Below are 21,294 nucleotides of genomic sequence, written 5' to 3'. Positions count from 1 at the left end.
TTCCTTATGTCGGATAACGCTATGCCCCGGCTTACTGCAACTTTGTAGGGTGGATAAGCGTAAGCTTCATCCACCGTGAGGTTATTTCAGACCCGCAATGGTGCCTGCGAAGTTAGGCAGCAGCGCTTCGTGCGCCATCAGCATCTCGCGCGCCAGTTTCTCCGCGTCTTTATCGGAGTGGATCAGGGGGCTGAGGTTCAGCGCCAGCAGCACGTCGTCCAGCTTACCGCTTAACGCCGCTTCGCTTGCCGCCACTTCAAAGCCCTTGATGGTATAGATCAGGCCGAGAACCTTCTCGTCAAAATGCTTAATGCGCGGTGAAGGCGTCGCGCCGTCGCGGCCAATGGTACAGGTCATTTCGATAGCCCAGTCGGCCGGGATGTTGTCAATATGGCCCTTGTGCGGGAAGTTGACGTAGTGCTCGGTCTGCTTGTCGTTGTAAATCGCGCTGATGACTTCGCAGGCCGCATCGGAGTAGTACGCGCCGCCGCGCAGCTCCAGCTCTTTAGGCTTCACGTCCAGGTTTGGATCTTTATACAGCTCGAAAAGCTGCTTTTCTACCTGCTGCACCACGGTTGCGCGGGCGCCACCCTTATAGAATTCGCCCATTTCGATGGCCAGCATCTCTTTCGGCTTAAAGTAGTAAAGCAGGTAAGAACATGGCAGCAGGTTCAGCGAACGAATCAGCCCTTCGCTGAACGGCAGGTCGAAGATGTTTTTCACACCGCTCGGCTTCAGCGTACCGGTGGCAACGCCGTCCAGCAGCTCGGCAAAACGTGATTCGCCGTTCACCAGCACATCACGGATAAACACCAGGTGGTTCAGGCCGAACAGATCGATGTTCAGCTCGTCTTCCGGCTTCACCTTCAGCACGTCCTGAATGAACATCTTCATGCCCACCGGGATGTTGCACACGCCGATAAATTTCTTAAATTTGGTGTGGCGGAAGACGGCTTCCGTCACCATGCCTGCCGGGTTGGTGAAGTTGATAACCCAGGCGTTCGGGCAGATTTCTTCTACATCTTTAATGATGTCGAAAATCACCGGAATGGTGCGCAGGCCTTTGAACAGGCCGCCCGCTCCGTTGGTTTCCTGACCGAGATAACCGTTGCTCAGCGGAATACGTTCGTCAAGCTCGCGCGCTTTCAACTGCCCAACGCGCAGCTGGGTGGTGACGAAATCTGCGTCTACCAGGGCTTCGCGGCGGTTAAGGGTTTTGTAGATTGCAATCGGCACGCCCGCGTGTTCCACCATGCGCAGGCAGAGATCGTAAATAATATCCTGCTTCTCTTTACCGGCTTCAACATCCACCAGCCATAATTCGGTGATCGGTAACTGGTCGTAGCGTTTAATAAAGCCTTCAAGTAATTCTGGGGTATAGCTACTTCCGCCACCGATGGTGACCACTTTCAGTTTTTTGCTCATGGGAACTCCCGTACAATTTTATTGCACTGCAAATTAAAGACTGCGATATAGATGAATGGCTGAAGATTAACATTAATCTTAATTAATTCATCTACGAACTAATTATTGATGCTGCACAATTGTTTCCGGTATTGCTTTGGCGTGAATGAGGTGAGCTTCTTAAAGTTTTTAATAAACATGCTCGGACTGCTATAACCTGATTCAAAAGCAATGTCCGTCACGGAATAATTGGTTATCTCAAGCTGCTTTTTAGCAAAATCAATGCGGATTTCATTAATAATCTGCATCGGTGTTTTGCCATAGTGACGCTGGGTAGCGCGGGTTAAATATTCCTGCGACTTACCGGACAGCTCCACCATATTAGCCAGTGCCCGGTCGCCAAAGCGGGCTTTATCATGCATTTTCTCAACGGTAATCTTTAGCCAGACCGGAATATCCGTAATCACTTCTGATTCCCGATGGTGACGCAGCCGGTTGACAATATAAAAGGTCACGACCTCCAGGAACTCGTTAAACTCACCGTCTCTGAAATTTAGCGAGGCAATCACTGATTCGATATAGGTCAGAAATTCGCTCTTGACCTGATAAACCTGCGATGCGACAAAGCGCGGTGGTAATAACGGTAAATAGTGTTTTTCAAAAAATGCTTTACTGATACCCACATTTAATATTCTGGTGGCACCAAATTCATAATAGCTCTGGTGGTTAGACCCCAGCGGGATAAAAACAAAATCGCCGCGCTCTAACAGTACCCGCTTACCGTTAATGTCCTGGTAATATCGCCCGGTCAGCACCACGGTAAATTCGTAGTAGTCATGTTCATGCAGCCCGGAGATGCTTTCTACTTTGTTGTAGATAAAAACATGGAAATTTTGACCATCGAAAAGCTGATTTTCGCGTGCTGTTTTGATTTCCATGCTCAGTACCGGTGTCTGCATTATGACTCCTTACGTTATTTTATTTTTTCATGAAGCTCAATGAGTTCGGTCACGAGTTCGCGTGCCAGCATCGAGGTCATCAGATGATCCTGAGCGTGGACCAGCACCAGGCTAACTTTCGTTTTACCTTCGCCCTGGTCGCCTTCAATCAGTTTGGTCTGTACCAGGTGCGCTTCATTCAGCGCCAGGCGGGATTTGCCCATCAGCTCTTTTGCCTGCTCAAAGTCCCCTGCTTTTGCCTGTTTCAGCGCGGCGTAGGCCAGGCTGCGGGCCTGCCCCGAGTTGATGATTAAGTCCATCACCACCTCTTCCAGGTCCTGCGCTTCGTCTTCTTTGTCTACAATATTGTCTAAATCAAACATGTTTATTTCCCATTAAATCAGTATGTGCGGGAAGGTATTCGCTCCCCGCCTCGATTAGAATTTCAGTGCGTTAGCTATATCTTCTTCGCTTTCTTCTTCTTCGATAACCGCCTGCGCTTTGTTCGACAGGATAACGAACGGCATGTAGACCAGCGTCGCGATACCCAGGTTGAACAATGCGACCAGCAGTGCCGCAATGCTGCCGTTAGAGTTGAAGAAGGCGCCCAGGCCGGTTGGCATGACCCACGGCGCAAGGTTGGTCACCGGCGGGATGATGCCCATGGAGTAAGCCGCAAGCGTGATGGCCGCAAGAATCGGCTGGATCAGCACGAACGGGATGAACATTACCGGGTTCATGATGATTGGCAGACCGAACAGGATAGGCTCGTTAATCTGGAAGATGCCGGAAGGCAGCGCCAGCTTAGCCACCTGACGATGGTCAGCGCGGCGTGAAACGATAAAGATAGCGATGATAAGCCCCAGCGTCGCCCCGGAGCCACCCAGCAGGATGTAGGAGTCGAGCATAGGTTTCGCCCAGAAGTGGAACTGTTTGCCAGCGTCGATTGCCGCCTGCACAGAGCCGTACTGGTTGTAGATTGCGATGTTTTCCAGCGCCCATGGGGTCATGATGCCGTTATCCAGCGCGGTCAGCGCCAGCGAACCGTGCACGCCGAAGAACCACAGCAGGGAGTTGAAAATAACGTACGCCCAGCCGACAACGGCTCCCATTGACGCCAGCGGCGTTGAAATGGAGTCCATGATGATCTGGTGGAAGTTACTGCCGTAGCTCGCCAGTAGCCAGGAAATAATTCCGAAGATTGACAGAATAATAAAGCCTGGAATAATCGCCGAGAATGAGCGAGAAACAGATGTCGGCACGCTGTCTGGCAAAGTAATAACCCAGTTGCGGCGAATAACAAAAGTAAACAGCTCTGCGACAACCAGACCGATAATAATGCCAGAAATAATATTCTGACCGCCTAACCAGTTAGCGCCTACGGCATAGGCTTCGCCCACGCTATAAGGGGTAACGGTCATGAAGGCCGCGACGGATAATAACCCTGCCGCCATGGGGTCGACTTTTCTTTCTTCAGCTAATGCCATCCCTATAAAAAAGGGAGCCATCAATGACATTATGCCCAACGTACCGTTGTACACATTGCCGCCGATGGCTTTCAACCCATTAAGGGTTTCAATGGTCGAGGGGTCTAAACGAACACCTAAGGAATAAAAGAATGAACCGGCGCCAAAACTTAAAAATACGTTATTGATGAGAACAAACATCGCCCCCGCCAGCGTTAACGGCATTAACTTAATAAAACCATTTTTAATTGCGTTAACGTGCGGCTGCTTTCCTATTTTGACGGCAAAAGGAAGGAGTACCTTTTCAAGTGAATCAATGACTTTACTCATTTGCAGTTTCCTTTAATGCCGCCGGGTCGGCGGCCAGGGTGTGTAAGGTCGTTCTTTGACGGAAAAAATAAATCAAAAGTTAATATTAATTATTTGCTGCTGCTTTCTTGATTGACGCGACGGCCGCTTTCAGAACACCGAGTCCATCAATTTTGCCATACATGACCGAGTCAATAACTTCGACCGGCTTGTTCGGTAATACTTTTTGAATTTCTGGCAACATATAGGCAATTTGTGGACCGAGCAAAATCAGATCCGCAACGCTGCCCTTTTCACCCGCCAGGGTTTCAGGAAATGCTTCAATAATGACCGGTACTTCATACTTCTCGGCCTGAGCCTTCATTTTAGAAACCAGAAGAGAAGTGGACATGCCGGCGGAGCAAAACAGGTAGATAACTTTCTTTTCCATGATGAAATCCTCGTATTCCGATAGGTTGCAGGTCAGACAAAGGTCCTTCTTTATCGCTGTGTTGACGGGCCAATAGCCTAAAATTTAAAAATAGTGATTGTCTCTGCTTGAGTCGAGTATACGGCATCGCCGTGGGCCAGGATAATTCCCGCTCTTCAAAAATCGTCTCTCCTTGACCAATCCTTTTGACCCCCTTCACATTTCGGGCAAATAATTCGCGCAAAGAAAAAAGCCCAAACGCAGTTTGGGCTTTTCAGATCGTTAACAATTATTTTCAGTCGTAAGCGTTTAACGTCCTCTGGCACAGGGCCGAGCGGACACAATCCTGCTTGCCAAATCTGACCACACCCACCATCTCATCTTCTTCGAACCGCGCCAGCGCATCGCTCAATCCTGACTTCACACCCGCAGGCAAATCGCACTGCGTGATGTCGCCGTTAACGATAACCGTGACGTTTTCCCCGAGGCGCGTCAGGAACATTTTCATCTGCGCTGCGGTAACGTTCTGCGCCTCGTCAAGAATCACCACCGCATTTTCAAAGGTACGTCCGCGCATGTAGGCGAACGGCGCAATTTCAACTTTACCGATTTCGGGACGCAGGCAGTACTGCATGAAAGACGATCCCAGACGCCGCACCAGGATGTCGTACACCGGGCGGAAGTAAGGGGCGAATTTTTCCGAAATATCCCCGGGCAAGAAGCCGAGATCTTCATCAGCCTGCAGGACCGGACGGGTGACAATTATCCTGTCGACATCCTTATGTATCAGGGCCTCAGCGGCTTTCGCTGCGCTGATATACGTTTTACCGCAGCCGGCTTCACCAGTGGCAAATATCAGCTGTTTTCTCTCGATGGCGTTAAGATAGTGCTCCTGAGCTTCGTTTCGCGCGGCGATTGGCGAGTTATCGCGGCAATCTCTTGCCATGCCAATAGATTCCACGCCGCTCATCTGCACAAGCGATGTGACCGATTCCTCTTCACGTTGCCTGTGGCTCCGCGAATCTCGTCTCAGCACACGTTTTGCTTCACGACGAGCTTTGATCACTGCTTTCTGTCTTCCCATGGATGGCACCTTACAGTTGGTTTCATTTCCCGCGCCACAAAGGTGTGCGCGATTATGCTTACTAACGGATGAGGTTTGGCTTCCTTGTAAGCCATGAACTGCCGGTTGAGATGATGCACCAGTCAGACGACGGGCGTCGCTTAGCGCATCGTTAACACGTTGAGTGGAGGGGATTTCGGGAAATTGAGCGGTGAAGAAAGCGAAGCCGGAGGAGAGGCCTCCGCGCTGGTTTGTGCGGGTAAGATGTTTTTTAAGCCGTCCGGTACTGGACCCTACCATTCGCGATCTCCATTGTGATTGAACTTCACAGCCGGGAACTACCGCTCATGCTTTAAGTACATCAAAAATTATCTAAAACGCAACATCTTTTTTACTTTAAATCAACATAAGCGAATCGCGGTGCGGCTGCGATGGTTATGCCACAGTAATATTACAATTTTATATCAAAGGGATAGTCATACAAATTTATTATTTTCTGCGCTGGGTGAATTTATTAGCGAATGAAAAATTGGCAGGAAAAGGATACCGGGAGAAGCGCGCAGGCCGGATAAGCGAAGCGCCATCCGGCGATCCACGATTGATGGCGCGTACGCTCTTCTACCCTACGGAAACAAATAACCTAAGCCTCTAACAGCCCCTGCCCCAGATAATGCTGGTTATCCGGCACGCCCGGCAGCGCAAAGAAATAGCCGCCGCCGATGGGCTGCACGTACTCTTCCAGCGCCTCGCCGTTCAGGCGGTTCTGCACGGCCAGGAACCCTTTTTCCAGATCGTGCTGGTAGCAGACAAACAGCAGCCCCATATCCAGCTGCCCGGATTTTGACACCCTCAGCGAGTAGCTGTAGCCACGGCGCATCATCAGGCTGGACTGGGTCTCTTTGGTACGCGGATTAGCCAGGCGAATATGCGAGTCCAGCGCGATGACGCTGCCCTCCGGGTCGGCGGTATAATCAGGCTCATCGCGCTCGTTTTTCATCCCCAGCGGCGCGCCGCTGTGCTTGTCGCGCCCAAAAATCGTCTGCTGTTCTTTCAGCGGCGTACGGTCCCAGGACTCCACGTGAAACTGGATAATGCGAATGGCCTGATAGCTGCCGCCCGTGCTCCACGCAGGCTCGCCCTGTCCTTTTGTCACCCACACCACGCTGTCCATCAGCGGCTGGTTGCTGCTGTCCGGGTTCGCCGTGCCGTCCTTGAAGCCCAGCAGGTTGATCGGCGTCTCTTTCCCACGGCTGCGTGCCGCGTGATTAGAGATAAACCCCTCCCGCCGCCAGCGCACGCTCAGCAGGTCCGGCGTGTGCTTGATGATGTCACGTAACGCGTGGATGACCGTGTCGGCGGTATTGGCGCAAATCTGTAAAAGCAGGTCGCCGTGGCAGAGGCTGGCATCAAGAGAGTCGTTAGAGAAACGGTCCATGCGCTGCAGCTTGTTCGGCTTCTGCGCTTTCAGGCCGTAGCGATCGTCAAACAACGAATTGCCCACGGACAGGGTTATCGTCAGGTTATCCGGGTAAATCTCGGCGCCCAGAATGCCGGAATCCATCGGCGGCAAGCGCGGATTAGGCGTGTCCGGCGCAGCCCCGCCGGTTGTCAGAAAGTCAAAGCGGGACGAAAGCAGGCGGAACAGACGCTCCAGATCGGCTTTGTCAGCGGCGAGCACATCGAATGCCACCAGCATGATTGAAGCCTGCTGCGGCGTCAGGATCCCCGCCTGATGCGGTCCGTAAAAGGGCTGTTTTTCCCTGCGCGCATCCGGTGGCAGCGTACCGGGTGAAGTCTCACTTTTTGCGGCATGGGCCACAGGGCAGCCACCCGCGACGACGAAGGCCCCCCCAAGGGCGCCCAGCGTTTTCAGTAGCCGTCGGCGCGCGGGAACAGGCGCGCCACTTTTTGTTTTATCATCCATTACGCTTAGTCCAGGCCCAGTACACCACGCAGCTGCGACAGGTCTTCCGCCAGAGCAGTCACCGGCCCTTTCAGGACGTTACGGTCAGCATCCGTCAGTTTATCGTAGGTTTCATAGCCGTCTTTGGTACGGTATTTCGCCAGAATAGTGTCAACCTTTTTGAAGTTCGCATCGACTTTTGCCAGCAGCGGCGCATTGTCTTTGCTCAGCAGAGGACGAAGCAGATCGACAATTTTCTTCGCACCGTCGACGTTGGCCTGGAAGTCCCACAGGTCGGTGTGGCTGTAGCGATCTTCTTCACCGCTGATTTTGCTCGCCGCCACTTCCTCAATCAGGCCAGCCGCGCCGCCAACCACTTTGCTCGGCGGGAAAGCCAGCTCGGAGATACGGGTTTGCAGATCCTGTACGTCGGTATTCAGCTGCTCAGCATACTTTTCCATGCCTTTAGTGGAGTTATCACCAAACAGCGCTTTTTCGAGGCGGTGGAAGCCGGTGAACTTCGGATCGCTGGCCTGCTGCTCGTAGTCATCTTCACGGGCGTCGATGCTGCCGTCCAGGTCAGAGAACAGCTCGGCGATAGGTTCAATGCGCTCGTAGTGCTGGCGCGTTGGCGCGTACAGGGATTTCGCTTTTTCGATGTCCCCCGCTTTCACCGCGTCGGTGAAAGCTTTGGTGTTTTTAACCAGATCGGCAACTTCGGCGGTGACGTAGGCTTTATATTCGGTAATCGGCCCGGATAGCGCCATTAGATCGTTTTTAGGCGCGGCCCCATCGCCTGCCGCCTTAACCACCAGCTTGCCTTTCGGGTTGCTGAGCAGGCCACAGGTCATGTCGTACTCCCCCGCTTGCAGGTTTGCGGTCATCTTTTGGGAGAAGCCAGGCGCGATATTTTCACGCTCTTCCACCACCATCACGCCTTTGAGGATCTCCCACTCCAGCGCTTTCTGGCTGTTGTTCTGGATAATGAACTGGGTCTTGCCCTCGTTAACCGTGATGTTCATCGGCTCACACTGTTTATCCGTAACGGTAACTTTTACCTGAGGAACATCTGCAGCCTGTACCGCAAAAGCAGATGAAACGAGGGTGAACAGCGCAGCGTGCAAAGCCTTACGACGAAAATGTGTAGTCATGGCCAATCCCTTTAAAAGATTAGTATGTTGTAACTAAGTGGCGGTATCCCCGCCACAAGCATATTAACGAGCGTTATTTGTCACCTGATTACTCAGCCGCGGCGGCAGGGCGAACAGCACCAGGGCCGGAATAAGATAGATAAAGTACATTGCCACTTCGCTGACGGTCGGCGCTTCCTGATAGCCGAAGATGCCCTCCAGCAGCGTGCCGGTCAGGGAGTGGGTGGAAAGGACGTTGCTGAGCTCGAAGGCGATCTCCTGGAAGTGGTTCCACAGGCCCGCCTCGTGGAAGGCGCGAATCGCCCCTGCCGCAAGCCCTGCCGCCACCAGCAGGATGAACAGGCTGGTCCATTTGAAGAACGCGCCAAGGTTCAGGCGAATGCCGCCCAAGTAGATCAGGAAGCCAAGCACGATAGCCGTTGCCAGACCGAGCATCGCCCCCAGCGGCGGCATGATGCCCACGTCCTGCTGGAATGCCGCCAGCAGGAAGAACACCGATTCCAGCCCCTCCCGGGCAACCGCAAAGAAGACCATGCCAATCAGCGCCCAGCCGTGGCTGCTTTTGTTGTTCAGCGCATTGTCCACCGCCTGTTCGAGCTGGACCTTCACGTTGCGCGAGACTTTACGCATCCAGAACACCATCCAGGTAAGAATAACGACGGCGATGACCGCCACGATGCCCTCGAACAGCTCCTGCTCTTTTTGCGGAAACTCGCCGGTGGTTTCGTTGATGAAGATACCGAGCGCCAGACAGAGCGCGGCGGCAGCGACGACCCCAACCCACATTACGCCGATCCACTGGCCGCGCTGGGTGCGCTTAAGGTAGCTGGCAATCAGGCTGACAATCAGCGCCGCCTCCAGCCCTTCGCGAAGCATAATAAGAAACGGAACAAACATTCCGGACACCTCAGGTGTGAAGTCAGGTCAAAAGACGTAAAGAAAAGTAAAAAAGAACGATAGTGATTATCATTACCACCAAAAGAAATACAAGCGTCTTCGTCGGGTTATTTATATCCGGATGTAAAAAAGGCCGGGAAGCCCGGCCTGAGATTGCTGACAAAGAAGGTAAAAGCGTGGTTTTTCCTTCTTTGTGGTTAGCAGCCGAAAATCAATGAATTGATTTTCCTTGTTATTTATTCGGTGAGATCTTTTCGAATTCCTTTCGGTTTAGGTTTGTCATTAGTCTGAGGCCGGGAAGTCCGGCCTGTCTTTTACTCTGCTGCTCTATTTTAGGTTTTGAGAGGTGGATAAGCGTTCGCGTCATCCACCATTGACGCTGGCTGTGTCGGATGACGCTGCGCTTATCCGACCTACCGGGCTAAAGGCAGTTACTCAGCCTGCAGCTTAGAAGGTGCTGGCGTATGGTAAATTTCATCTGCATCCGCAAAGCGCTTGCTCATTGCAGCAGAAGGCGCTTTCCCCATCAGGCTCACCACAACGATACCGATGCTGGCAAAGATGAAGCCTGGGATGATTTCATACAGCCCCAGCCACGCAAACTGCTTCCAGACGATAACGGTGACGGCACCGATGATCATACCGGCCAGCGCGCCGTTGCGGGTCATACGTGACCACAGCACGGAGAACAACACCACTGGACCAAAGGCGGCGCCGAAGCCTGCCCAGGCATAGCTGACCAGGCCCAGCACGCGGTTTTCCGGGTTCGCAGCAAGGGCAATGGCTACCAGCGCAACCACCAGCACCATGATCCTGCCGACCCACACCAGCTCTTTCTGGCCCGCACCCTGGCGGAAGAACGCTTTGTACAGGTCTTCGGTGATGGCGCTTGAGCACACCAGCAGCTGGCAGCTCAGCGTCGACATGACCGCAGCCAGAATCGCCGACAGCAGAATACCGGCCACCCACGGGTTAAACAGGATCTGCGCCAGCTCAATAAATACGCGCTCGCTGTTCTGGCTTACCCCACCGGCCTGCGCTGGGTTATTAGAGAAGTAAGCGATGCCGAAGAAGCCCACGGCACACGCCCCTGCCAGGCAGAGGATCATCCACGTCATACTGATGCGGCGTGCGTTAACGATGGTGTGGTGGGAGTCCGCCGCCATAAAGCGCGCCAGAATGTGCGGCTGGCCAAAGTAGCCCAGCCCCCAGCCCATCAGCGAGATGATGGCGACAAAGTTCAGCCCCTTGAGCATATCGACGTTTTCGATGCTCTTCTGCTTGATAACCAGCAGCGAATCGTCCAGTCCGCCGACCGCCATAATCACCATGACCGGGGTCAGGATCAGCGCAAAAATCATCAGGCTCGCCTGCACGGTGTCAGTCCAGCTAACTGCCAGGAAACCGCCCACGAAGGTGTAGAGGATAGTTGCCGCAGCCCCGGCCCACAGCGCCGTTTCATAGCTCATGCCAAAGGTGCTTTCGAACAGACGCGCCCCCGCGACGATGCCGGATGCGCAATAGATGGTGAAGAACAGCAGAATCACCAGCGCGGAGATAATACGCAGCAGGCGGCTTTTATCCTCGAAGCGCCCGGTGAAATAATCCGGTAGCGTCAGGGCGTTGTTATTTACTTCCGTGTGAACGCGCAGGCGGCCCGCGACCAGTTTCCAGTTAATATAAGCCCCGACGGTCAGGCCGATGGCAATCCAGCTTTCGGAAATCCCGGACAGGAATATCGCGCCGGGCAGGCCCATTAATAACCAGCCACTCATATCCGAAGCACCGGCGGACAATGCCGTCACCAGGCTGCCGAGGCTGCGTCCGCCGAGAATATAATCATCAAAGTTTTTTGTTGAGCGCCAGGCGATAAACCCTATCAATATCATGCCAAAGATATAAACAAGGAAAGTCACCAGCATTGGTGTACTCATGGTCATGCATCTTCTCCAGATTTAGTTACCGGTTAATTTTTACTGTCGTTACCGGTAGCGCCTCGCCGGAACGCGGCGGGGCCTGTTGAGTTGTCGGTTTGCGACCGTATCCTGACGGAAGCCTTATTTATTCACAAACGTTTTAACATGCTATTCACAAGAAATTCACTATGTAAAAAATAGCTTTTGCCGGGAGGTTGCACTTGCTCACGCTTTTACCGGTTGCACCCGTCGAAAGTGTTAACTATGTCGGCTAATTAGCCTCGTCTGCAAATAATTATCCAGATCGCTTTCTTATTTTAAGTTTAACAAACTGACTCTTTTCCCGACCTGCTAGCTGGCTCACATTTAACAAGGTTGCACAAAGTTGCAACCTGATAGATATTGCCGGGTAACTTTTATCAACCACCACTTTACCCCCCTGAAGCAATCGAATTGTCTGCTGGTAGCCGCTCGAAGCCTGACGGGAAAAAGGAGTTGTTTTCATGGGCACAACCACCATGGGTGTAAAACTCGACGAAGCGACCCGCGAACGTATTAAGCACGCCGCTTCACGCATTGACCGTACGCCGCACTGGCTAATTAAACAGGCCATCTTTAACTATCTTGAACGCCTGGAAAATAACGACGAGCTGCCTGAACTCCCTGCCCTGCTCGCCGGTGCCGCTAACGAAAGTGATGAAACGCCAATGGCCGCCGAAGAGACGCATCAGCCGTTCCTCGATTTTGCCGAGCAGATCCTGCCGCAGTCCGTTACCCGCGCGGCGATTACCGCTGCGTGGCGGCGTCCGGAAACCGACGCCGTGCCGATGATTCTTGAACAGGCTCGTCTGCCGCAGGCCATCGCCGAACAAACCCATAAGCTTGCCTACCAACTTGCTGAAAAGCTTCGCAATCAGAAGAGCGCTTCAGGCCGGGCGGGCATGGTACAAGGTTTGCTGCAGGAATTCTCCCTTTCCTCACAGGAAGGCGTGGCGCTGATGTGCCTGGCGGAAGCGCTGCTGCGTATTCCGGACAAGGCCACGCGCGATGCGTTAATCCGCGACAAGATCAGCAACGGCAACTGGCACTCCCACATTGGCCGCAGCCCGTCGCTGTTCGTTAACGCCGCCACCTGGGGCCTGCTGTTTACCGGCCGCCTGGTCTCCACGCATAACGAAGCCAGCCTCTCCCACTCCCTGAATCGCATCATCAGCAAGAGCGGCGAGCCGCTGATCCGCAAAGGGGTGGATATGGCGATGCGCCTGATGGGCGAGCAGTTTGTGACCGGCGAGACGATTTCCGAAGCGCTGGCCAACGCCCGCAAGCTCGAAGAGAAAGGCTTCCGCTACTCTTACGATATGCTCGGCGAAGCCGCGCTGACCGCCGCCGACGCGCAGGCTTATATGGTTTCCTACCAGCAGGCCATTCACGCCATCGGCAAGGCCTCAAACGGCCGCGGTATTTATGAAGGCCCGGGCATCTCAATCAAGCTCTCTGCCCTGCACCCGCGCTACAGCCGTGCCCAGTACGATCGCGTCATGGAAGAGCTGTATCCTCGTCTGAAATCCCTGACGCTGTTAGCTCGCCAGTACGACGTAGGGATTAACATTGATGCCGAGGAAGCCGATCGCCTGGAGATCTCTCTCGATCTGCTGGAGAAACTCTGTTTTGAGCCGGAGCTGGCGGGCTGGAACGGCATAGGTTTTGTTATCCAGGCCTACCAGAAGCGCTGTCCGTTCGTCATCGATTACCTGATCGATCTCGCCACCCGCAGCCGTCGCCGCCTGATGATACGTCTGGTGAAAGGGGCTTACTGGGACAGCGAAATCAAACGCGCGCAGATGGAGGGCCTTGAGGGCTATCCGGTTTATACCCGCAAGGTGTACACCGATATCTCTTACCTCGCCTGTGCGAAAAAACTGCTTACCGTGCCGAACCTGATTTACCCGCAGTTCGCCACCCATAACGCCCACACCCTGGCGGCAATTTATAATCTTGCCGGTCAGAACTACTACCCGGGCCAGTACGAGTTCCAGTGCCTGCACGGCATGGGCGAGCCGCTGTACGATCAGGTGGTCGGGAAGATTGCCGACGGCAAACTGAACCGCCCTTGCCGTATCTACGCGCCGGTTGGCACCCATGAAACATTGCTGGCCTATCTGGTGCGCCGCCTGCTGGAGAACGGCGCGAATACCTCATTTGTTAACCGCATCGCCGATAACACCCTGCCGCTGGACGAACTGGTCGCCGATCCGGTTACCGCCACCGAAGGACTGGCCAGTAAAGAGGGCCAGCTCGGCCTGCCACACCCGAAAATTGCCTTACCGAAAGATCTTTACGGTGCGGATCGCAGCAATTCGGGCGGTCTGGACCTGGCGAACGAGCACCGACTGGCATCGCTTTCCTCTGCCCTGCTCAACAGCGCGGCGCAGAAGTGGCAGGCGCTACCCATCCTTGAAGAAGCCGTTGCCGAAGGTGATTTGGTCGCGGTGAAGAACCCGGCGGAGCCGAACGACACCGTGGGTTACATGCGCGAGGCAACCAGCGAAGAGGTTTCCCGAGCGCTGGAAAGTGCGGTTAACAACGCACCTATCTGGTTTGCCACACCGCCGCAGGAGCGCGCAGTTATTCTTGAGCGCGCAGCGGTGATCATGGAAGGCCAGATGCAGCAGCTCATCGGCATCCTCGTACGAGAGGCAGGTAAAACCTTCAGCAACGCGATTGCCGAAGTGCGCGAAGCAGTGGATTTCCTCTACTACTACGCGGGCCAGGTGCGCAACGACTTTGATAACGAAACGCACCGCCCGCTTGGCCCGATAGTCTGCATCAGTCCGTGGAACTTCCCGCTGGCTATTTTCACCGGTCAGATTGCCGCAGCCCTTGCGGCGGGTAACTGCGTGCTGGCAAAACCTGCCGAGCAGACGCCGCTGATTGCCGCTCAGGGTATCGCCATCCTGCTGGAAGCGGGCGTGCCTGCGGGCGTGCTGCAACTGCTGCCGGGCCGTGGCGAAACCGTTGGCGCACAGCTGACAGGCGACGCCCGCGTTCGCGGCGTGATGTTCACCGGCTCAACCGAAGTCGCCACCCTGCTGCAACGTAATATCGCCGACCGTCTGGATCCGCAGGGGCGTCCAACGCCGCTCATCGCAGAAACAGGTGGCCTTAACGCCATGATCGTTGATTCTTCCGCGCTTACCGAACAGGTCGTGGTGGACGTGGTAGCCTCAGCGTTTGATAGCGCGGGCCAGCGCTGTTCTGCCCTGCGCGTGCTGTGCATTCAGGAAGACGTTGCCGAGCACACGCTGCAAATGTTGCGTGGCGCGATGGCGGAGTGCCGCATGGGCAACCCTGGCCGTCTGACGACGGATATCGGCCCGGTTATCGACGCGGAAGCAAAAGAGAACATTGATAAGCATATCCAGGGGATGCGTGCGAAAGGCCGCAAGGTATTCCAGGCCGTCCGCGAAGACGATATGGATATGAAAGAGTGGCAAAGCGGTACTTTCGTGGCCCCTACGCTTATCGAGCTTGAGAGCTTCGACGAGATGCAAAAAGAGGTCTTTGGTCCGGTGCTGCACGTGGTTCGCTACAGCCGTAACAACCTTGAGGCGCTGATCGCGCAGATTAACGCGGCGGGCTACGGCCTGACGCTCGGCGTCCACACCCGTATCGACGAAACAATCGCTCAGGTCACCGGTTCAGCCCACGTTGGCAATATGTACGTGAACCGAAACATGGTAGGCGCGGTCGTTGGCGTCCAGCCGTTTGGTGGCGAAGGCCTGTCGGGCACCGGCCCGAAAGCAGGCGGCCCGCTTTACCTGTATCGCCTGCTGGCTAACCGCCCGGAAACAGCCCTGCTGACAACGCTTAACCGTCAGGATGCAGAGCTGCCTGTCGATGCCACACTGAAAGCAAGCCTTCAGGAAGCGCATAAGGCGCTGACCGAATGGGCCGTAAGCCGGAGCGAACTGCACGCCCTGAGCCAACGCTTCGCTGAACAGGCGCAGAGCGGCACGCTGCGTCTGCTGCCCGGCCCGACGGGCGAACGCAACACCTATGCGCTGATGCCGCGCGAACGCATTCTGTGCGTGGCGGACAGCGAACAGGATGCGCTGGTGCAGCTTTCAGCGGTAACCAGCGTGGGTAGCCGTGTACTGTGGGCGGATGACAAACTGCATCGCGATCTGGCTAAACAGCTGCCCGCTCTGGTACAGCAGAAGATTGATTTCGCAAAAGCAGAAACGCTGTTGGAACAGCAATTTGATGCGGTTATCTATCACGGTGACTCCGACCAGCTGCGTGAACTGTGTGAAAAAGTCGCGGCCCGTAACGGAGCGATTGTTTCGGTGCAGGGCTTTGCCCGCGAAGAAACCAATCTGCTGTTGGAACGTTTGTACGTGGAACGTTCGCTGAGCGTCAACACCGCCGCAGCCGGGGGCAACGCCAGCCTGATGACAATCGGTTAAGTTTTCGCTACGCTGAAATGGCTCCTTTCATGGAGCCATTTTTTTTGAGGGACTATTAATGAAACGCCTTTGTTTACTGATTGCTGCTTTGCTGATTAGCGCCAACGTGCTGGCCGACACCTGCGATAACGAAACATCCCAGGCCGGGCTGAACGAGTGTTACGGTAAAGAGTATAAAAAGCAGGACGAGCTCCTGAATCAGACCTACGGGCAGGCGATGAAACTCGCGACAGACGCCCAAAAAACCCAGCTCAAAGCGGCACAGAACGCTTGGATTGCCTTCCGCGATGCGGACTGCGCCTTTTTATCCTCCGGCGCTGACGGCGGATCTGTCGCTCCGATGGTGCATGCCCAGTGCATGACGGATAAAACCGTTGAGCGTACCGAACTGCTGAAAAGCACGCTGCACTGCGATGAAGGCGATGTCAGCTGCGTCTTCCCGCCGCGCTAGCGCACCCGGATCCCTTCAATAATCATCCGCTGCACGTTTTCCACCGTGCGGCGGAAAAAATCCTCATCGCTGAGATTGCTGCCCGTCACTGCCTCAACCTGGCTTGCGAAATCCGCGTAGTGCTGGGTTGTGGCCCACAGCATAAAAATCAGATGGTGCGGATCGACGTTCGCCAGCTTTCCGCTGGCAACCCAGCCGGCAATAATCTCCGACTTGTCCTCTACCAGCGTTTTTAAGCCGCCGGTCAGCTCTTCTTTTAACAGCGGCGCCCCCTGGAGCATCTCAAGGCAGAACAGCCGCGAAGCCTGCGGAAAGTCTCGGGACACTTCGAGCTTGAGCCGGATGTACTCGCCTATTGCCACCAGCGGCTCTAGATCCTCGCGAAACGCGCGCAGCGGCGCGAGCCAGATATCAAGGATTTGCTTAAGCACCGCCACGTACAGCGCTTCTTTGGAAGGATAGTAATAAAGGAGGTTGGTTTTGGAGACCTCGGCCCGCTCGGCCACCCGCTCGATGCTGGTGCCGTGAATGCCATACTGGGAAAAAAGCTCCAGCCCGGCCTCGAGGATGGCCTGCTTCTTGGCGGCTACGGCCAGCGAACGCCGTCCGGTTTGTTTTGTCTGCACTGCGCCTGCGCCCATGCGCATTCTCCTTGAATCAATTTGACTCAAGCATAGCAAAGGCGTGGATTGACAACGACTTGTTTAAGCTGGCTTGCAGCGGCAGACAATAAAAAGCCGCCGGACGGAACCGGCGGCGGGACATGCGATTAGCCGTAAGTTATGGGACAAGGAGGCTAATTGCTAAAGCTTCGGCTATTTGCTTTTGCCGCTACCGCTGCCGTGGCTGTTTTTGCCCCCTTTCTGGCCTGCTTCTGATGCGCGCTGTGGGTCGTTTTTAAAGTTCCCACCACTGTGCTGGCCACCTTTCCGACCTGCTTCTGATGCTCTTTCACGGTCTTCAGCGAAATTACCTGAACCACCACGATGGTTTGCCATTTCTAACCTCCAGATTGGTGAAATTAATAAGTCATCATTCTGCATTCCGTCAAAAGAACACTCTTTCAACGAGCGGCTAAGGCTTGCGCCCTGAACGTTGCCGCGTGGAACTAAGCTTAGTGCAGCAGGCGTAATTGACCAGCAAACCGTAATATTTTGCAACATGAAATCGCCAGAAAGGGTGATTTCTCAAGCGGCAAATCCATAAGGTATTCTTATTTTTGACCAAAAATACCACCGTTAAAAATGTGACCTGATGCTACATTCTGGCGCTTCCCCGGCAAATTGTGATGCATCAAGGAAAAGCCACTCTGGTTTGCACTCTCGGTCACAGAGCATATCTTTAAAGGAGGGCAGCATAACGCTGCGTTAAACCCAGGAGTAAAGCAAGATGGCTAAAGTACTGGTGCTCTATTATTCAATGTATGGACATATCGAAACGATGGCTCACGCCGTGGCGGAAGGGGCGCAGAAGGTCGATGGTGCGGAAGTCACCGTTAAACGCGTTCCGGAAACCATGCCGGGCGAGGCCTTCCTTAAGGCCGGCGGGAAAACGCAAAATGCCCCGCAGGCGACGCCACAGGAGCTGGCCGAGTACGACGCCATCATATTTGGTACCCCTACCCGCTTTGGCAATATGTCAGGCCAGATGCGCACCTTCCTCGACCAGACCGGCGGCCTGTGGGCATCCGGCGCGCTGTACGGCAAACTAGCCAGCGTCTTTAGCTCCACCGGCACCGGTGGCGGTCAGGAACATACCATCTCGTCTACCTGGACTACGCTTGCCCACCACGGGATGGTTATCGTGCCGATTGGCTACGCGGCGCAGGAACTGTTCGATGTTTCGCAGGTTCGCGGCGGCACGCCTTATGGCGCAACAACCATTGCCGGAGCCGATGGCTCTCGTCAGCCAAGCGAGGAGGAGCTGTCGATCGCTCGCTATCAGGGTGAATACGTGGCAGGTCTGGCAGTCAAACTTAACGGTTAATTTCTGGAGGAGCATATGCCTGGTCAAGAATACAAAGCGCATCACGTGGGTGAATGGGCAAGTCTGCGTAACACCTCTCCTGAAATAGCGGAGGCTATTTTTGAAGTGGCTAAATACGATGAAAAACTCGCGGAGAAAATCTGGGAGGAAGGCAGCGATGAGGTACTGCTAAAGGCGTTTGAGAAAACCGATAAAGACTCGCTTTTCTGGGGCGAACAAACGATCGAGCGGAAGAACGTTTAACGCAAAATCCTCCCGTAGCGGCGGGGGGATTTCATATTATCGGTGGATGACGCTGCGGCTTATCCACCCTACGCTGGCATTCGTAGGCCGCATAAGCGAACGCGCCATCCGACAAAAACTATTTATCGGCCACCGTCTTGTTCAGCACCTCGGTAAACTTATCCCACGGACAAAAACCATTTGCATCCGTTGGGCAACCGGCGAGCTGTAGCGTCACGCGCTGCGGCGGCTGCTGCAGGCTTAACACTTCGCCTTTTCTCAGCTGATCGCTGCTCTGATAAACATATTCCACCTTCATCAGCTCACGATTGGCGTTCTTGTCGTGCCAGCGCTGGAACATAATTTTGCCGCCGATTGGCGTGCGTTCATTCTGCTCCGGCAGCTGATAAGGCTTAAAGTCCAGCGCCGTCAGCAGCGAGGCGATATTCGAATCATGTCCCACCAGCAGCGTCACTTTCGGCCCGGCAGTTTCTTTGCCCGCCAGCGCCTTCTGAATATATTTCACCAGCGGTGCCGCAACGTCACGGGCCACCTGCGGCGAGGTAAACAGCGTGTCCTGATAGCCGTTTTTCAGCCGGGAAAGCACCTGCCACTGTTTATCCGTTTTGATCTGGCCCCAGGCCACCTGTTCCAGCGGGAAACCTTCGTAATATTGCAGGGTAAAAGCGTCTACCAGCGAGTTCCCGACCTTAAGCGGCCCGCTTACACCCGGCTCTTCAGTCGCGTTGGCGGTAAATTTGTCTTTTCCCGCCGTCAGGTCGCACTGCTGTTTCTCTTTACAGGTTGGCGAATCGCTGAAGGCCGTAACCTGTTCCAGCAGCTTATAGCTTTCGTCCAGCTTATAGTGCTCGCGCTGGGCTTCCATTGCCTTAACCGCCGCCTGCTTAAATTCAGGCGAGTCATTGGTGATGACCGGGTTAAACGTTGGATCCATGGTGCCCATTTTTTCCTGATGATGAACAGGGATGTCACAGCCGGGGAATGCGCCGGTGATAAAGAACTGCGCGGTGGCGACAGTACGCTGGAGGCTGTTGGCATAGGCGTAGACGCTTTGCGGCGTTGGGCATTCCCCGCTCTTCACCAGCCCCTGCTGTGCCAGCCATTCGCGCATATAGTGGCCCATATAAACCTCCAGCACACCGCCTTTCGTGGTGAGCTGCCCGCCGGGGACATCCCATGCCGGCCAGGACTGTGCGGTGGACTGTTCCAGCACGCTGCCGTTATTCGCCAGCGGCGCACGCAGATTGTGGCGGCTCATTAGTAAAACCTGTTCTAGCTGATAGCCATCCGGCGCGGCTTCGGCATTCGCCAGTCCCGGCGCAAAGCAGGCCACCGCCAGCAGCGAGGCGAGTATTTTTTTATTCATCCCTAATTCCTCAGAAGGTTATGACAGAAATGTGACAACCTGAGTCTGACAGAAAATCGCGTGCATACCTGGTAACAGGATCGCAAAACGGCAGATTGGTCCATCGGCTGCCAGGCACCTGTTGAGCTGAGGATCATGGAGATGTGCCCGGAGAGGGACGGTAGCGAGAAATGAGCACGTTCGCACCAAAAGGGACGGGACCAGCAAATCGTGGTGGTCACGCTGTCCCAGTGGGGCACTGAACATCTGCCTGGCTGCAAAGAAAACGGCACCAAGCTGTCAGGCAGCAAACGCCATCAGCCGCTGCGTAAAATGTTGGCACAAACCCTGGAGATAAGAACACGCTTAGCGCAGGGAACTGTGCCGCGCCAAAAAACACTTCCTGATTAAAAATCACCCGGCAAAAAGGTTGCTTAGCAAACACTGCAACCCTATTATTTATGTGGTTTTATTTTAAACTTTTTTCTAATTGTTTTAACAAGGAGGTTTACCCATGTCTACATGCCGCTCGATTGCTGTGATCACCGGCTCCTCATCTGGCATTGGCGCCGTCTACGCCGACCGTTTCGCCGCTCGCGGCTACGATTTGCTGTTAGTTGCCCGCCGCGAAGAGCGCCTGCAGGCGCTGGCGAACAAGCTGCAGTCAAGGTACAAAGTTATTGTCAATTTCCTGTGCGCCGATTTGGGCAATGAGGCGGGCATCCGCGCGGTTGAGGATGTTTTGCAGAAAAACTCTCGCATCAGCGTGCTGGTGAACAATGCCGGAACCGCGCATCTGGCGTCGTTTACCAGCGGCAGCGCCACGCAGCACCAGGGTGATATTATGCTCAATATTACCTCCCTGACCCGCCTTAGTCTCGCGGCGCTGGCTCAGTTTCAGGCGCGTAACGCCGGAACGCTGATTAATATCTCGTCAGTTCTCGCCCTGCATTCAGGCGCTGGCAATGCGGTATACAGCGGTACGAAAGCCTATGTGCTGAACTTTACGAGAGGATTACAGGAGGAAGTTGCGGGAAGCAACGTGCAGATCCAGGCAGTGCTGCCTGCAGCAACCGCAACAGAAATTTGGGAGACGTCCGGCGTGCCGCTCGCTTCACTGCCTGCGAATGCGATCATGTCGCCTGAAAACCTGGTCGATGCGGCATTGACCGGCCTTGATCGGGGCGAAAGCATTACCATTCCACCCCTGCATGATTTGAAATTATGGGAGCAATATGAAGCTGCTCGTCTTGAAGTTTTTGTCGCTGCCAACACCGGTCTCCCTGCTCCGCGCTATCAGCGGTAACTGCAAATAGTATGCACCAGACACATGTTATCAGCGGGCTA

At 54.5% G+C, this 21,294-nt stretch carries 20 protein-coding genes; 6 read left to right on the top strand and 14 right to left on the bottom strand.

The features are described from left to right. Positions 1-81: 81 nt before the first annotated feature. The 11 genes from ACA108_08190 to ACA108_08140 all read right to left on the bottom strand — a co-directional run bounded on the left by ACA108_08190 (position 82) and on the right by ACA108_08140 (position 11,961). The gene (locus tag ACA108_08190; GenBank protein XEX97467.1) at positions 82-1,425 is read right to left on the bottom strand and encodes a 6-phospho-beta-glucosidase; all 1,344 of its coding nucleotides are present in this window, start codon (positions 1,423-1,425) and stop codon (positions 82-84) included. Positions 1,426-1,523: 98 nt separating this feature from the next. After that, positions 1,524-2,363: a transcriptional regulator ChbR gene (gene chbR / locus ACA108_08185; protein XEX97466.1), complete on the bottom strand. Its 840-nt coding sequence runs from the start codon at positions 2,361-2,363 to the stop codon at positions 1,524-1,526. A 14-nt stretch (positions 2,364-2,377) separates the two neighbouring features. After that, positions 2,378-2,725, bottom strand: a complete 348-nt coding sequence (gene chbA / locus ACA108_08180) for a PTS N,N'-diacetylchitobiose transporter subunit IIA (GenBank protein ID XEX97465.1) — start codon at positions 2,723-2,725, stop codon at positions 2,378-2,380. A 54-nt stretch (positions 2,726-2,779) separates the two neighbouring features. Beyond that, the gene (chbC, locus tag ACA108_08175; protein ID XEX97464.1) at positions 2,780-4,138 is read right to left on the bottom strand and encodes a PTS N,N'-diacetylchitobiose transporter subunit IIC; all 1,359 of its coding nucleotides are present in this window, start codon (positions 4,136-4,138) and stop codon (positions 2,780-2,782) included. A gap of 85 nt (positions 4,139-4,223) precedes the next feature. Further along, positions 4,224-4,547 (bottom strand): PTS sugar transporter subunit IIB, encoded by a 324-nt coding sequence (locus tag ACA108_08170; GenBank protein ID XEX97463.1) that lies wholly within the window; start codon positions 4,545-4,547, stop codon positions 4,224-4,226. A 274-nt stretch (positions 4,548-4,821) separates the two neighbouring features. Then, entirely contained in the window at positions 4,822-5,610 is a 789-nt protein-coding gene (gene phoH / locus ACA108_08165) for a phosphate starvation-inducible protein PhoH (GenBank protein ID XEX97462.1), read from the bottom strand. Positions 5,611-6,229: 619 nt separating this feature from the next. Then, entirely contained in the window at positions 6,230-7,513 is a 1,284-nt protein-coding gene (efeB, locus tag ACA108_08160; GenBank protein XEX97461.1) for an iron uptake transporter deferrochelatase/peroxidase subunit, read from the bottom strand. A gap of 5 nt (positions 7,514-7,518) precedes the next feature. Next, the gene (gene efeO / locus ACA108_08155; GenBank protein ID XEX97460.1) at positions 7,519-8,643 is read right to left on the bottom strand and encodes an iron uptake system protein EfeO; all 1,125 of its coding nucleotides are present in this window, start codon (positions 8,641-8,643) and stop codon (positions 7,519-7,521) included. A 63-nt stretch (positions 8,644-8,706) separates the two neighbouring features. Further along, on the bottom strand, positions 8,707-9,540 hold the full coding sequence (gene efeU / locus ACA108_08150) for an iron uptake transporter permease EfeU (GenBank protein XEX97459.1): 834 nt from the start codon (positions 9,538-9,540) through the stop codon (positions 8,707-8,709). A 431-nt stretch (positions 9,541-9,971) separates the two neighbouring features. Next, the gene (gene putP, locus ACA108_08145) at positions 9,972-11,480 is read right to left on the bottom strand and encodes a sodium/proline symporter PutP (protein XEX97458.1); all 1,509 of its coding nucleotides are present in this window, start codon (positions 11,478-11,480) and stop codon (positions 9,972-9,974) included. Between the two features lie 271 nt (positions 11,481-11,751). Continuing rightward, complete coding sequence (locus ACA108_08140; protein ID XEX97457.1) at positions 11,752-11,961, bottom strand: hypothetical protein; 210 nt, start codon at positions 11,959-11,961, stop codon at positions 11,752-11,754. On the opposite strand from ACA108_08140, the gene putA reads away from it, so the two are divergent. Together putA and ACA108_08130 are read left to right on the top strand one after the other, a co-directional pair. Continuing rightward, positions 11,960-15,922, top strand: coding sequence for a trifunctional transcriptional regulator/proline dehydrogenase/L-glutamate gamma-semialdehyde dehydrogenase (putA, locus tag ACA108_08135; GenBank protein XEX97456.1), 3,963 nt, complete (start codon positions 11,960-11,962; stop codon positions 15,920-15,922). The two genes, ACA108_08140 and putA, sit on opposite strands and share 2 nt — an antisense overlap. 58 nt (positions 15,923-15,980) lie before the next feature. Beyond that, positions 15,981-16,373, top strand: a complete 393-nt coding sequence (locus tag ACA108_08130; GenBank protein ID XEX97455.1) for a lysozyme inhibitor LprI family protein — start codon at positions 15,981-15,983, stop codon at positions 16,371-16,373. On the opposite strand, the gene rutR is transcribed toward ACA108_08130, so the two are convergent. Then, positions 16,370-17,014 carry an HTH-type transcriptional regulator RutR gene (gene rutR / locus ACA108_08125; protein XEX97454.1) on the bottom strand — a complete coding sequence of 215 codons (645 nt, stop codon included), beginning with the start codon at positions 17,012-17,014 and terminating at the stop codon, positions 16,370-16,372. The genes ACA108_08130 and rutR overlap by 4 nt on opposite strands. A 174-nt stretch (positions 17,015-17,188) precedes the next feature. Beyond that, positions 17,189-17,371: a general stress protein gene (locus ACA108_08120; GenBank protein XEX98052.1), complete on the bottom strand. Its 183-nt coding sequence runs from the start codon at positions 17,369-17,371 to the stop codon at positions 17,189-17,191. Positions 17,372-17,762: 391 nt separating this feature from the next. Here ACA108_08120 and wrbA point away from each other — a divergent pair, with 391 nt between their 5' ends. Continuing rightward, positions 17,763-18,359: an NAD(P)H:quinone oxidoreductase gene (gene wrbA / locus ACA108_08115; protein ID XEX97453.1), complete on the top strand. Its 597-nt coding sequence runs from the start codon at positions 17,763-17,765 to the stop codon at positions 18,357-18,359. A 15-nt stretch (positions 18,360-18,374) separates the two neighbouring features. Further along, positions 18,375-18,602 (top strand): YccJ family protein, encoded by a 228-nt coding sequence (locus tag ACA108_08110; protein ID XEX97452.1) that lies wholly within the window; start codon positions 18,375-18,377, stop codon positions 18,600-18,602. Positions 18,603-18,720: 118 nt separating this feature from the next. Here the strand turns inward: ACA108_08110 and agp are convergent, their stop codons facing one another. Continuing rightward, positions 18,721-19,968 carry a bifunctional glucose-1-phosphatase/inositol phosphatase gene (gene agp / locus ACA108_08105; GenBank protein ID XEX97451.1) on the bottom strand — a complete coding sequence of 416 codons (1,248 nt, stop codon included), beginning with the start codon at positions 19,966-19,968 and terminating at the stop codon, positions 18,721-18,723. Between the two features lie 210 nt (positions 19,969-20,178). Between agp and ACA108_08100 the strand changes: the two genes are divergently transcribed. Both ACA108_08100 and ACA108_08095 read left to right on the top strand, forming a co-directional pair. Beyond that, positions 20,179-20,358, top strand: a complete 180-nt coding sequence (locus tag ACA108_08100; protein XEX97450.1) for a hypothetical protein — start codon at positions 20,179-20,181, stop codon at positions 20,356-20,358. Positions 20,359-20,461: 103 nt separating this feature from the next. After that, positions 20,462-21,253 (top strand): SDR family NAD(P)-dependent oxidoreductase, encoded by a 792-nt coding sequence (locus tag ACA108_08095; protein ID XEX97449.1) that lies wholly within the window; start codon positions 20,462-20,464, stop codon positions 21,251-21,253. The last annotated feature ends 41 nt before the right edge of the window (positions 21,254-21,294 follow it).

The organism is Dryocola sp. LX212 (assembly GCA_041504365.1).
In the GTDB taxonomy this organism is placed as follows: Bacteria; Pseudomonadota; Gammaproteobacteria; order Enterobacterales; family Enterobacteriaceae; genus Dryocola.
The sequence above is the reverse complement of the archived record's forward strand: the minus strand, read 5'-3'. Positions and strand labels throughout refer to the sequence as shown.